The organism is Stenotrophomonas sp. INTA L402-1 (genome assembly GCF_059295135.1).
This window is the reverse complement of the sequence record NZ_JCAFWP010000040.1, coordinates 22687-35829: the sequence shown is the minus strand read 5'-3', so window position 1 is coordinate 35829 and position 13143 is coordinate 22687. Positions and strand designations below refer to the sequence as shown.

Below are 13143 nucleotides of genomic sequence, written 5' to 3'. Positions count from 1 at the left end.
GCGCGGCGCTCGCGGATCTGCTGCAGCGCGATCAGGTCTTGGCTCAGCGGGCTGAAATCCTTCAGGCCCAGCGACTTCCGGTACGCGTCGAAGTAGCGGCGCAGCAGCTGGTACCGTTTTTTTTTTTTTTTTTTTTTTTTTTTTTTTTTTTTTTTTTGGGGGGGGGGGGGGGGGGGGGGGGGCCCCCCCCCCGCCACAAGGGCTATCAATGCACGGATGCACAGTGGAGAGACGGCAATGAACATGCAGGTGCGGCAAGCGTGGTGGCGCGACCTTTCAGTACCGGCCCTCGTTGCCGGCTTCATTACTGTGCTGGTCGGCTTCGCCAGTTCGGCCGTCATCGTGTTCCAGGCTGCACAAGCCGTCGGTGCCAACCAGGCACAGATCGCCTCATGGATGTGGGCACTGGGACTGGGCATGGGTGTCACCTGCATCGGGCTGTCGCTGCGCTATCGCGTGCCGGTGGTGACCGCGTGGTCAACCCCGGGCGCGGCGATGCTGGTGGTCGGTGCAGGCGGTGCCTCGCTCGCTGAAGCCACCGGTGCATTCCTGCTCGCTGCGGTGCTTGGCATGCTGGCAGGCTTCTCCGGCATCTTCGCCCGGTTGATGCAGCGGGTGCCGATGGCGCTGGCCGCCGGCATGCTGGCCGGGGTGCTGCTGCGCTTCGGCCTGGACGTGTTCGTGGCCATGAACACCCAACTGGTACTGGCGCTGGCCATGTTCGCCACCTGGCTGGGCGGACGCCGCCTGTTCCCGCGCTATGCGGTCATCGCCACCCTGCTGGTCGGCATCGCGGTGGCGGCCAGCCGTGGCCTGCTGCACGCACAGCAGGTGCAGCTGCAACTGGCGGTACCGCAATGGGTGACCCCATCCCTGTCCTGGACTGCAGTGGCTGGCATCGCCCTGCCCCTGTTCGTGGTCACCATGGCCTCGCAGAACATTCCGGGCGTGGCGGTGATGCGCGCATCCGGCTACGACGCCCCGGTGTCGCCGCTGATCGGCTGGATCGGTGTGGTCAATACGCTGCTGGCACCGTTCGGTGCATACGCACTGAACCTGGCGGCAATCACCGCAGCGATCTGCATGGGCCGCGATGCGCATGAGGACCCGGCACGACGCTATACCGCAGCGATGGCGGCCGGCGCCTTCTACATTGTCGTCGGGCTGTTCGGCGCCACCGTGGCCGCACTGTTCGCGGCGTTCCCGAAAGAGCTGGTGGCCTGCGTGGCCGGTATTGCGCTGTTCGGCACCATCGCCAACAGCCTGGCCAGTGCGCTGGCAGTAGAGCGGGACCGCGAGGCGGCACTGGTCACCTTCCTGGTCACCGCCTCGGGCGTCTCACTGGCCGGCATCGGCTCGGCGTTCTGGGGCCTGGTGGCCGGTGCGCTGTGCCTGGTAGTACTGCGGCCCCGCCAGGGACGCTGACCTGCCCTACCCCGCCAATGCGGCGCCGACGGTGCTCAGCACCACCGCGATGACGATGGCGATCAGTGTGGCGACCACGCTGGTGCCGCCGCGCGCGGTCAGCTCGCTGCGCAGCCGTGCGTCATCGCCGCCGGTGACGGCACGGGCCTGGGCGATCAGGCGCTGGCAGTGTGCCAGGTACCAGCTGTTGCCAAAGATGCCGGTGGTGATGCTGAGCGCGAAGGTGATGACCAGTGACAGGCCATCCGGCACATCCAGCAAGGTCTCCACCACACTGATCAGCAGCAGCAGGCCAGCCCACATCGCCGCCAGGCGGTACATCTTGCGGTACATCATCCAGATCAGGCCGAGCAGGAAGGCCGGCCAGTGCCAGGTGCCACTGCCCGTGGCGATGCCCTGATCCAGCCGCCAGCGCTGGCGATAGATCGGGAAGTTGCCACCGACCACGCTGGCGTACAAGGCCATCTCGCCCTCCAGCCCGGCCGCCGCAGCCACATCCGGTGCAGCGACCGGCGCACGATAGGGGTCGGACGGATCGCCGACGCTCGGCGCAATGACCTCAGCCGCAGGCGCTGCGTCGATATCCAGGACCGGAGCCACCTCGACCTGCGTTGAGGCCTGATCCAGCTCCGCCAACGGCCGCCAGGAGGGCATGCCCTCGCACCAGAGCAGCGTTCGCGCCGTGACCGTCCCTTCCCGCTGCAGCTGGCGAAGACCGGCCAGATCCACCGGCCCACTGCTCTGCCTGCCATTGGCGTACCACCATTGTGCTTCCTGCATGTTTTCCGTCCTTGCTACTGCATCGACAAACTGAAACCGCTGCCAGCGCCTACAGCCCGGTACTGGCCAGGGTCTGCACCAGCTGATGGCGCTCACCCGGCGCAAGCGTAATCTGCTCCGGGCCTGCGTTGGCCACTTCCAGGCAAACGTAATCGTGCCAGCCATCGCCGACATCGGCCATTTTCGCTGCCGCCTCCGCACCGGGATTCCAGGCCACCAGCGTCTGGCTGCCTTCGCTGCGGATCTCGATCCGCCGCTGCAGTACGGGATCACGCAGCACGTAATGGCCGCCGGCACCGGTATAGATGCGATCGCTGCGACCGGGGTCACGCGGATCGCGCAATGACCACGGTCCCTGTTGCAGGCGCAACTGCGCATAGTCCTCGTACTTGTCCAGGTACTGCAGGCCGTCAAGGCCCTCGACCTCGACCTGGTTGGCATCGCCCACCCGGAAATAGCTGTGCAGGGCCTGGGTGAAGGTCACCGGCGAGGTTCCGGTGTTTTCGGTGACGAGCTGCTGACGCAGCTGGCGGCCGATGCGCAACTGCATCTGCAGGCGCAGGCCGGGATCGGCGCAGGGTGCAGGTGCCAACTGCAGCTCGACCTCACCGTCATCGCTCTGGCTGGCCTGCAGAAGCTCCCAACGCGCGGTGCGCACCAGGCCATGCGCGGGCACATCATTGTTCTGGCCCTGGCGGCCGAACCACGGCCAGCACACAGGGACGCCACCGCGGATGGGCGTGGGCAGCTCGGCGCGCGTGGGCGAAAGCCACAGTACATCGGGCTGCCCATCGGGAATGAACGACAGCAGCTGTCCGCCGAACACGCTGATGACCGCCGTCGCGCTGGGGGTGCGCACGTGCCAGGCCTCCAGCCCGTGATACAGGCCGCTGCTGATGTCCGGATCCGACTGCATGCGATGACGCTCCTTGAAGACCGCGGCGATGATGTCGCGGTCAGCGTGCCTGGGGCAAGGCCTTCTGCGCAGCGGGTGCGATGGCGGCCGCCTCTTCCTGCAGCGCGCGCAGGATGCGCTGGCCGGCACGCCCATCGGCATTGGCCCAGCCCAGGCGCTGCTGCTCGGACTGGATCGCGCGACGGGTGGCGGTACCGATCATGCCGTCGGCGGTACCGATGTCGTGGCCACGCGCCAGCAGCAGGGTCTGCAGCTGACGGCGTTCATCGCGGCCGATGCCGGGATCATCCGTCGGCCAGGCGGTGGCCAGCCCGTTGCCGCCACGCAGCTGGTCAGCCAGCGTGGCGATCGCCAGCGCATAGCTTTCGGCGGCGTTGTAGCTGTAGATCGCGTCGTAGTTGCGGAACACCAGCAACGCCGGGCCCTTGTTGCCGGCCGGCAGCAGCAGGGCGGCGCGCGCATCCGCCGGCAGGTTGGCCGGAGCCAGCGCACTGCCATCCAGCGCGGTCAGGCCCTGCGCACGCCAGTCGGCCAGGGCGCGACGCTGGGTACGTCCGGCCTGGCTGGCGTTGAAGCCAGCGGGAACGAGAACTTCCATGCCCCACGGCTCGCCACTGCGCCAGCCGGCACGCTTGAGGTAGTTGGCAGTGGAGGCCAGCGCATCGGGAATGCTGCCGACCAGATCGCGGCGGCCATCGCCATCACCGTCCACGGCGATGCGTGCGTAGGTGCTGGGCATGAACTGCGTATGCCCGAAGGCACCGGCCCAGGAACCGGTGAGGCCCTGTGCCTGCAGGTCGCCGCGGTCGATCAGCTTGAGCAGTGCCAGCAATTCACCGCGGAAGAAAGGTTGGCGACGGCCGGCGCAGGACAGCGTGGCCAGTGACTGCAGCAGGGGGCGCTTGCCGAACACGCGGCCGTAGTCGCTCTCCACGCCCCAGACCGCGACGATGGTGGCCGGATCGACGCCGTACTGCGCCGACACTCGATCGAGCAGGTCGCGATGCTGCTGCAGCATGGCGCGACCATCAGCCACGCGCTGGCGATCGACCAGCGCGGCCAGGTAGTCCCAGATCGGCGTGGTGAATTCCGGCTGCGCGTCGAGCAGGCCGAGCACGCTGGGGTCCGGGGTGAGGCCGGCGGTGATTTCGTTGAAGCGCTCGGCGCTGATGCCCTGGCTGGCGGCCGTGGCCTGCAGGCCCGAAAGGCAGCGGCTGAAGGCCGGATCGACGCTGGCATCCGGTGCTGCAGGCAGCGCGGGGGGCGAGGCGAGAGCGGCCGCCAGGCCGAGGGTGGTCAGAATGGGCATGGCGTCCTCCGTGTTGCCGTTGCACGGCCATCTTAGGGGTAGCGGTGCTGCAGAACCTGAAGGGGTACCGGCTGGCCGGCCGCCCTAGATGGCACGCAGCAGGCGCAGGCCGTAGGCGGGACTGTCGGCATTCCAGCGCTGCGTGACCTGCAGGCCCGCCTGCTGCAGCAGCGCCTCGAAGCTGTCGTCGGTGTACTTGTGGCTGTACTCCACACGGATCGGTTCGTCGGCGGCGAAGTGGAAGGTGCGGCCGTCCAGATGCACATCCTGCGCCCAGCGGCTGACCAGATCGGTTTCGATGCGCAGCCGCGCGGTGCTGTAGCAGGCACGGTGGTGGAAGCCGTCGAGGTCGAAGTCGCTGCCGATCTCGCGATTGAGCCGGGCCAGCAGGTTGAGAGTGAACGCGGCGGTGACACCCTGCGTGTCGTTGTAGGCCGCTTCGATCAGCGCCGGGTCCTTGTGCAGATCGATGCCGACCAGGGCCAGGCCGTCGCGGCCCATCGTCTGGCGCATCGCCCGCAGCAGTGCGACCGCGTCTTCGCCTTCAAAGTTGCCCAGCGTGGAACCGGGGAAGAACAGCAGCCGTCGCGCGGGTTCGCGCTCGGGCATGGGAACGGCGACGGGGCGGGTGAAGTCGGCACAGACCGGCAGCATCTCCACCTCCGGCAACGCCGGCGCCAGATGATCGATGCTGGACAGCAGCGCGGCCCGCGAGATTTCAATCGGCGTATAGGCCACCGGGTCGTGAAGTGCGGCCAGCAGCAGCGCGGTCTTGCGTCCGCTGCCACTGCCCAGCTCCACCACGTGCAGACGCGGGCCAACGCTGCGGGCGATGTCCGGCAGCACACGCTTCAGCAGGGCCAGCTCGGTGCGCGTGGGGTAGTACTCGGGGGTCTGCGTGATCTGCTCGAACAGGCGCGAGCCACGCGCATCGTAGAAGTACTTGGACGGCAGCTGGCGCGGCGTACGTGAGAGTCCGGCCACTACGTCGGAGAGGATCTGCTGCCGCCCGGGGGTGAGATCGGTCAATGCCTGCAGCGCGTCATGCACGGTGCTCATGTGAGGTCCCTGGCCAGGCGCAGCCCGGAGAACTGCCAGCGCGCCGGCGGCATGAAGAAGTTGCGGTAGCTGGCGCGCACATGGCCGCGGGGTGTCGCGCAGCTGCCGCCACGCAGCACCCACTGCCCGCACATGAACTTGCCGTTGTACTCACCGAGGTTGCCGGCGAAGGGACGGAAGCCCGGATAGGCGCCATACGCGCTGTGGGTCCACTCCCAGACATCGCCGAACAGCTGCCGCATTCCACTGCCCTGCGATGCCTGCGGATGCAGCCGGTCGTCGTCAGCGAAATGGCCGCGCAGCGGCTGCGACGCAGCGGCGGCTTCCCATTCGTACTCGCTGGGCAGGCGCGCGTCGGACCAGCGGGCGCAGGCATCGGCCTCGTAGTAGCTGAGGTGGCAGACCGGCGCGTGCGGATCCAGTTCGCGCCAACCGCCCAGGGTGTACTCGCGCTGCAGGGCGTCATCCCAGTACAGCGGGTGCTGCCAGCCCTCGGCTTCGCGCAGCGCCCAGCCTTCGCTGAGCCACCAGCGCGGTTCGCGATAGCCACCGGCGTCGATGAAGGCCCGGTACTCAGCATTGCTCACGGGACGCTCGGCCAATGCGTGCGCGGGGAGCAGCACGCGGTGCGCTGGCGATTCGTTGTCGTAGGCGAACGCGGCCTGCTGCGGCCATGCCGCGGCGCCGACGGTGACGATGCGCTCGGGTGATTCGATCCAGCCCTGCGCACTGGCAGCGCTGGTGGCAGGCTGCAGGTCCTCGCGGTAGGTGGGCTGCAGCGGGTTGCACCAGAACGCATGCTTGATGTCGGTGAGCAGCAGTTCCTGATGCTGCTGCTCGTGCTGCAGGCCCAGCTGCAGATGCTGCAGTGCCTGTTCATCGAGATCGCCCGCCGCCAACCGCGATTGCACCTGCGCATCGACCTGCTGGCGGTAGTCGCGCACCTGCTGCAGCGACGGGCGCGACAGCAACCCGCGCTGTGGCCGCGCATGCGCCGGGCCGATGCTCTTGTAGTAGCTGTTGAACAGGTAGTCCCAGCCCGGGTCATGCGCTGGCGCGGTGGCGAAACCCGCCAGCACGAAGCGTTCGAAGAACCAGGTGGTGTGGGCCAGGTGCCATTTGCTCGGGCTGGCGTCAGCCATGCTCTGCAGCATGGCGTCCTCGGCACTGAGCGGCGCGGCCAGCTGCAGGCTGCGCGTCCGTACATGGGCGAACTGGCGGGCGAGATCGTGCTGCGGGGCAGCGACGGCGGCGGGTACGCTGTCCATGTGGGCAGCATCGGCGCTGGACGGTGAGTGCGACGTCATGGTTCGGCGTCACTTCGTTCACATGGATGAGCCTGCCGCATTCAAGATGCAGGCACGCACGCCGCTAACGGCAGTGCTGCGGCCGCGTCGTCACCGCGCTGGAATTCCTGCTTGCCCCTGCATCCGCTCCGCCAGCCTGCGCATTACCTGTTCGTGCTGCCTGCCGTGCTGGTTGCCGTGGTGGTGTGGACCGCATTGGATACCGCAGACGTGGCCAGCCCGGCGCAGCGCATCCTGCCCTGGCTGCTGGCCTGCCTCGGTGCCGGCCTGGCCCTGCTCTACCACCAGGTGCGCACGTTGTGCCTGCTGATGGTTGTGGCGGTGATGTTCGCGCTGCTGCACCAGGACGTCGCTGGCTACCTGCGCAATGGCCATGTCACCACGCTGACACCGCTGCGCTTCCACGCCATCTCGGCCTGGTTGCCGCTGTTGTCTGCCGGCCTTGCGTTGTGGCCGGAGCGCGGACGGCGGCGCCAGGACCTGCTGCTGCGCGGTATTGCCATCGGCACCGCGGTGATGATCTTCCTGCTGCTAGCCACACAGCAGCCGCGCGGCATGCACGATCTGCTGTCGAACCGTCACTGGGCCTGGATTCCCGCCGACTGGAACGCGCTGGCGCAGCTGCCGGCGCTGCTGTTCCTGCTGGCGACCGCAGCGTTGGGCTGGCAGGCGTGGCGGCATCCTCGGCCACTGCACACGGCGATGCTGCTGGCCCTGCTGTGCCTGTGGTGGATGCTGCCGCGGATCTTCCTGCAGCCGGTGCTGCTGCCGGCGCTGAGCAGCGCCGCCCTGCTGCTGATGCTGGGCGCGATGCTGCAGGAGTCCTTCCACATGGCCTTCCGCGATGAGTTGACCGGCCTGCCGGGGCGACGGGCATTCAACGAGACCCTGCAGCGGGCACGCGGCACCTACAGCATCGCGATGGTGGACGTGGACCACTTCAAATCATTCAACGACACCCATGGCCACGACACCGGAGACGATGTACTGCGCCTGGTGGCCTCGCGGCTGGCGCGGGTGGGCGACGGTGGCCGTGCATTCCGCTATGGCGGTGAGGAGTTCGCGGTGGTGTTCCTGGACCGCCCTGCGGCGGCCTGCATGGATGCCGTGGAGGCGCTGCGGCAGAGCATCGAGGAGACCCGCATGCAGCTGCGCGACCGCAGCACCCGCAGCCGCGATGACGAAGCCGGCCGCCAGCAGCGCGGACGCGGTGGCAGCGGCCAGGTGGTACAGGTGACAGTGAGCATCGGCCTGGCCGACAGCCATGTGGATCCGCGCCCGATGGCAGTGGTCAAGGCCGCCGACCAGGCCCTGTATGTGGCCAAGGACGGCGGCCGCAACCAGGTGCGCGCGCACGGCGGCCAGCGCGTGCTGGCTGCGCGCAGCGCGTAGGGCTCAGGCCGCGTCGAAGTAGTACCAGCGGCCGTCGATGCGCTGGAAGCGGCTGTGTTCGGTCATCTTGACCGCACTGCCGCCTCCGACGCGATAGCGCGCGGTGAAGCGGACATCGGCGCTGTCAGCACCGGTGACGGTGTGCTCGTGCACGGTCAGGCCCAGCCAATGCGTGCGCTGGCCGGGTGCTTCATCCAGTGACAGCTCGGCCGGACGCGTGTCCGGGTGCCAGCTCTGGCGCAGGTAGTCAGCCAGACCGCGCACGTAGGCGCTGTAACGCGAACGCATCAGGCGCTCGGCATCGGGCGCGGCTTCACCGGCGTGGAAACGGCCGCAGCAGGCGGCATAGTCGGCGGGCAGGCCACAGGGACAGGGATCGGCGGGTTTTCGGCTCATGCCGGCATTGTCGCCGGGTTGCGCGGATTGATCCACGCGCGGCACGGGCCAGCTGAAGCAGGACAGGCGTATGCTGTCGCGCCCCCACCTTGATTGATCGCCGTGCTGGAACTGGTTCCCCCTGAGTTGTGGTGGCTGGTGGTGATCGCCTTCATCGCCGGTCTTGTGGATGCCGCCGTGGGTGGCGGTGGCCTGGTGCAGCTGCCCGGCCTGTTCACGGTGCTGCCGCAGCAGACGCCGGCGATGCTGTTCGGTACCAACAAGTTCAGTTCGATGTTCGGCACCGGTGCGGCTGCCTGGCGCTATGCGCGCAACGTGCGCTTCCCGTGGAAGCCGGTGCTGTTCGCGGCCGGCACCGCCTTCATCTTCTCCTTCGCCGGGGCCACCGCGGTGAGCCTGCTGCCCAAGGACGCGGTGCGCCCACTGGTGCTGGTGCTGCTGATCGCGATGTTGGCATACACGCTGTGGAAGAAGGACTTCGGTGCACTGCACCGGCCACAGGAGATCGGCCGCCGCGAGCTGACCATCGCACTGGCCATTGGTGCGGCGATCGGCTTCTACGATGGTTTCTTCGGGCCGGGCACCGGCAGCTTCCTGATCTTCCTGTTCGTGCGCTTCTTCGGGTTGGATTTCCTGCGCGCGTCGGCGGCATCGAAGGTGGTGAACCTGGCGACCAATGTGGCGGCGATCTCGTTCTTCGTGCCGACCGGCAACATCCTGTGGCTGTTCGCGCTGCCGATGGCGGCGGCCAACATCATCGGTTCGGTGGTGGGCACGCGGTTGGCGCTGAAGGGCGGCACGCCGTTCATCCGCAAGCTGTTCGTGGGGCTGGTGGTGGTGCTGATCGCGCGGATGGCGTGGGATACGTTGCGTGGAGCGTGATCCACCGCGTCGCTGGCGCCTGACTCCCATGTGGGCGATCGGATGAGGGGGCATGGCAGGACACGCCGTGAACCCGTCCATGGGGGCTCGTGAGCGCCATCCATGGCGCTCGCGGTCCTGCCATGCCCCCTCACCCAACCGCTACCCGGCCTCTGCGCGAGCGCGGAAGCTGGGAGCAAGGGCAAGAGCAGAGCGACTTCCGGTAGGTGCCAACCTTGGTTGGCACACGGTTTCCGAGCGCGAAGAGCAGCCGAGCATGGCTCGGCTCTACAGGTCGCTGGACCGAGGTGGTCAGGCCTCGGCTTCTTCCGGTTCGTTGGCCTGCTGGCGGCTGCGCTCGGGCAGCTTCAGGCGCTTGCCTTCTTCGTCGTACTCGATCAGCAGCACGCCGGAGTCGTGGCGGCCGCTGATTTCGACGAAGCAGGCACCGCCGATGAACGGTTCCAGCGTCATCACCGACTTCAGCGGGGTGGCCACCACCATCTGGAAGCCGAAGTTGTCGAAGATGTTCATCGCCAGTGCGGTGAACTCGTTGTCGGCCTTGTCGAAGGCTTCGTCAAGCACGACCGCGGCGTAGCTGGGCAGCTGGCTGTCAGCGCCGCCGAGCTGGTAGCGCAGTGCCGCAGCCAGGCAGGTGGTGGCCAGTTTCTGGCGCTGGCCGCCGGACTTGCCGGCGCCGCTGCGGTAGATCTCGACCTGCTGGCGCGTTTCCGCATCCAGCTCGACGCCGATGAACTCCACGTGCATGCGCACGTCCAGCACCAGTTCGCGCCAGCGCTTGTCTTCGCCTTCCTGTGAACCCAGGCGGTTGACCAGCTGGCGCAGCACGGTGAACTGCGATTCGGCCAGCTCGCGCTGCTCGGTCTGCTGCTGCGACAGCACCTCGCGCAGCTGCAGGTGGAACTCACCGACTTCCGGCAGGCGGCGGTCGCTCAGTTCAATGGTCAGCAGCGTGCCACGGTTGAACGGCACCTGTTCCAGGCTGGCGTTCACCTCGTCCAGGCGCTGGCCGATCGACTTGCGGGCCTCGGCGCTGTGGCGCTGCAGGGCCAGCAGGTTGTTCTTGCTCTGGTTCTGCAACAGATCGAAGAAGCGCTCTTCGTGCTGCGGCAGGCCGTCGCGCTCCAGGCGTTCGAGGCGGGCGAGGAAGTCCTCGGCCGAGGCCACCGAGACGGTGAAGTCGCCCGATTCCTCCGGCCACTGCTGGATGAAGCGACGGAAGCAACCGATCAGCTGGTTCTCGATGCGGTTGAGGTCCTGCTGCGAGGACGACAGCTGCTCGTTCAGCGCGTTGCTGACCTGGCGCATGTGCGCTTCCAGCGTTTCCAGGCTGAGCGGGCCCTGCTCCTGCAGGCGCTCGGCGAGCCCGGCTTCCTGCTCCTGGGCCAGGCTCGGCAGCACCAGCGCACGGCTCTGCTGGCGGGCGCGGTCGAGGCGATCGCGCTCCTTGACCAGCTGGCCGCGCTCGACGCGGACGTCCTCATAGGTGCGGCGGGACTGCTCGATGTCGGCGCGCACGGCGTCGATCTGCTTGGCCAGCTTGGCCAGATCGGCATTGCCTTCGCGCAGGTCACGCAGGGTGGCCTCGATGTCGCTCAGGCGCTGCTGCGGAGCGGCGATGTCGATCTCGTTCCAGCTGATGCTGACCAGCTCGTGGCAGGCCAGGCGGCGTTCGTTGTCGCGGTCACGCTGGCCGCGCAGGCGCGCGATGTCAGTCTCGCAGCTGGCGATGCGCTTGGCCAGTTCCTGTGCTTCGCGCTCGAAGGCGCCCACCTTGTCGTGGTTGTTGAAGCCCAGGATCCAGCGGCGGCGGTCGCCTACCGCGCTGCGGTCGTCCTTCTCGAAACGGTCGCCCGGATGCTTGACCTGGCCTTCGCGGGTGATGCCGCGGTCGACGTTGCGCAGCTGCTTGGCATCCACGCATTCGTAGTCGAAGCGCTTGCCGAGCTCGCGCCGCAGCCAGCTTTCGAACACATGCTCGCGCAGCTCCAGTTTGTGCAGCAGCGACTTCGCCGACGGCTCGCGGGCGAACGCATCATCGTTGCGGCGCACGCGGTAGTAGGTGAAGCGCATGCCCAGGTGAGTGCGGTTCACCCACTCGGCGACGTCGTTGTAGTGCTTGTCATCGACCAGCAGCGACAGCGCGAAGCCGCCCAGCACACGTTCGATGGCGCCCTGCCAGCCCTGCTCCTCCGAGCGGACCTGGATCAGCTCGCCGACGAACGGCAGCGCCGCTTCGGCGATGCCGGTTTCCTCGGCCAGGCGCGCGCGCAGCTTCTGCATCGGCGCCGGGATGTTGGAGGGGGTGCGCTGCATCGCTTCAAGTTCGCTGCGCACTTCACCGAAGCGGCGCTCGTCATCGCGCTTGCCGCCGAGGCGATCGCTGATCGCATCGTCCAGTGCCGCCGAGGCACGCTGGCGGTCCTGCAGTTCGTTCTGCGCACGCTCGACCAACTCGGCGAAGCCATGGGCATCGTCGGGCAGTTCGGCCTGCAGCTGCTGCGCCGCTTCCTGGGCCTGGTCTCGCTTGGCCTTGCGGCGGTCGCGCTCGGCTTCGGCGCGGCCCTGCTCGCGTTCCAGTTCCTCGATGCGTTCACCGCCCTGCTGGCGGCGCTGCAGTTCCAGTTCGGCCAGGCGCTCGGTGTGGTTGTCGAGCGCGGCGCGGCGCTGGGCCTCTTCGCCGAGCAGGCCACGGTCACGCACGTCCATCTCGCGCAGGCGCGCTTCGATCAGCGCCTGGCGGCGGCTTTCGCGGAAGCTGTCGACGCCGAGCTTCAGCGCTTCGTCGTCGCCGCGCTGGCGGTGCATTTCCTTCAGGTCGTTGTAGTAGGCGCGTGCCGGCAGCAGGGTTTCCACCTGGCGGCGCGCGGTGACCACGGCCTGGTGCGCGCCATCAAGCTCGGCGAAGTCGCTGACCAGACGCTCGGCGGCGTCGAAGGTCTTCGGCGTGTCGAGCATGAAGTCGCGCAGGAAGACGTTGAGGTCGCCCAGGTTCTTCGCCGACTGCGTCTTGTGCAGCAGGCGCAGCGCCATCTCGTTGTCGATGCCGAGCAGGTCGCGGAAGCGCTCGGCGTAGCCGGAGAAGGTGTCGAAGTGATGCAGGTCGGACAGCTTCTGCTTGAGCTTGCGCAGGTCCAGGTCGAAACCGCCAAGATCCTTGGCGATGTCGAACGGGCGCTCGGCAATCATGTAGTGCTTGCGCACGTCACCGGCCGAGGTGCCGTTGCCGGAGATCCACAGCAGGCGCACCAGGCTGACCACGCGGCCATCGCCGGCGCGGTATTCCAGCACCAGTGCGGTCCAGGTCGCGCCCTTGCGCAGGTACTGGGTGGCGATTTCGCCGGTGCCGCTGTCCTGCTGGTCGGCCCAGGCGCCACGCACGTAGGACACCAGGTTGCGGTCGCGGCCGCTGCGCTCGGCTTCACGCGCGGCGGCGTTGAAGTCGACGATGGCCGGCGGCGTCAGCAGCGCGGACATGGCATCGAGCAGGGTCGACTTGCCCGAGCCGGAACGGCCGACGAACAGGAAGCCGCGCTCGGCGATTGGCACTTCGGTCAGGCCGTTGAAGGTGCCCCAGTTGTGCACCTGCAGGCGGCGCATGCGGAACTGCTGCAGGCGCGGGTCCGGCAGGCCTTCGTTGAACAGTGCGGGAGTGTGCTTGGAGATAGCCATGCGAT

Annotated in this window: 10 protein-coding genes and 1 pseudogene; 3 read left to right on the top strand and 8 right to left on the bottom strand. The window is 67.8% G+C overall.

Annotated features, from left to right (window positions below; genetic code table 11):
- Positions 1 to 245 (bottom strand): annotated as a pseudogene (locus tag AC5O77_RS18585) (hypothetical protein); the annotation flags it as partial.
- On the opposite strand from AC5O77_RS18585, the gene AC5O77_RS18580 reads away from it, so the two are divergent.
- Positions 238 to 1425, top strand: a complete 1188-nt coding sequence (locus tag AC5O77_RS18580) for a benzoate/H(+) symporter BenE family transporter (RefSeq protein ID WP_049421023.1) — start codon at positions 238 to 240, stop codon at positions 1423 to 1425. The pseudogene AC5O77_RS18585 and the gene AC5O77_RS18580 sit on opposite strands and share 8 nt — an antisense overlap.
- 6 nt (positions 1426 to 1431) lie before the next feature.
- Here AC5O77_RS18580 and AC5O77_RS18575 read toward each other — a convergent pair whose 3' ends face one another.
- The 5 genes from AC5O77_RS18575 to egtB all read right to left on the bottom strand — a co-directional run bounded on the left by AC5O77_RS18575 (position 1432) and on the right by egtB (position 6757).
- The gene (locus tag AC5O77_RS18575; RefSeq protein WP_478058774.1) at positions 1432 to 2205 is read right to left on the bottom strand and encodes a DUF2628 domain-containing protein; all 774 of its coding nucleotides are present in this window, start codon (positions 2203 to 2205) and stop codon (positions 1432 to 1434) included.
- Positions 2206 to 2254: 49 nt separating this feature from the next.
- Complete coding sequence (locus AC5O77_RS18570; protein ID WP_132811064.1) at positions 2255 to 3121, bottom strand: D-hexose-6-phosphate mutarotase; 867 nt, start codon at positions 3119 to 3121, stop codon at positions 2255 to 2257.
- Between the two features lie 40 nt (positions 3122 to 3161).
- Entirely contained in the window at positions 3162 to 4430 is a 1269-nt protein-coding gene (locus AC5O77_RS18565) for a lytic murein transglycosylase (protein WP_494507056.1), read from the bottom strand.
- A gap of 84 nt (positions 4431 to 4514) precedes the next feature.
- Entirely contained in the window at positions 4515 to 5489 is a 975-nt protein-coding gene (gene egtD / locus AC5O77_RS18560) for an L-histidine N(alpha)-methyltransferase (protein WP_478058770.1), read from the bottom strand.
- Entirely contained in the window at positions 5486 to 6757 is a 1272-nt protein-coding gene (gene egtB / locus AC5O77_RS18555) for an ergothioneine biosynthesis protein EgtB (RefSeq protein ID WP_317216949.1), read from the bottom strand. Before egtB ends, egtD begins: the two co-directional genes overlap by 4 nt.
- 150 nt (positions 6758 to 6907) lie before the next feature.
- On the opposite strand from egtB, the gene AC5O77_RS18550 reads away from it, so the two are divergent.
- A complete protein-coding gene (locus AC5O77_RS18550) occupies positions 6908 to 8188 on the top strand; it encodes a GGDEF domain-containing protein (protein WP_317216908.1) in 1281 nt (426 codons plus the stop codon).
- A gap of 3 nt (positions 8189 to 8191) precedes the next feature.
- On the opposite strand, the gene AC5O77_RS18545 is transcribed toward AC5O77_RS18550, so the two are convergent.
- Positions 8192 to 8584: a YchJ family protein gene (locus AC5O77_RS18545; RefSeq protein ID WP_478058767.1), complete on the bottom strand. Its 393-nt coding sequence runs from the start codon at positions 8582 to 8584 to the stop codon at positions 8192 to 8194.
- 102 nt (positions 8585 to 8686) lie between these two features.
- Here AC5O77_RS18545 and AC5O77_RS18540 point away from each other — a divergent pair, with 102 nt between their 5' ends.
- A complete protein-coding gene (locus AC5O77_RS18540; protein WP_071229494.1) occupies positions 8687 to 9466 on the top strand; it encodes a sulfite exporter TauE/SafE family protein in 780 nt (259 codons plus the stop codon).
- 291 nt (positions 9467 to 9757) lie between these two features.
- Here the strand turns inward: AC5O77_RS18540 and AC5O77_RS18535 are convergent, their stop codons facing one another.
- The gene (locus AC5O77_RS18535) at positions 9758 to 13138 is read right to left on the bottom strand and encodes an ATP-binding protein (RefSeq protein ID WP_049446864.1); all 3381 of its coding nucleotides are present in this window, start codon (positions 13136 to 13138) and stop codon (positions 9758 to 9760) included.
- Positions 13139 to 13143: the final 5 nt, after the last annotated feature.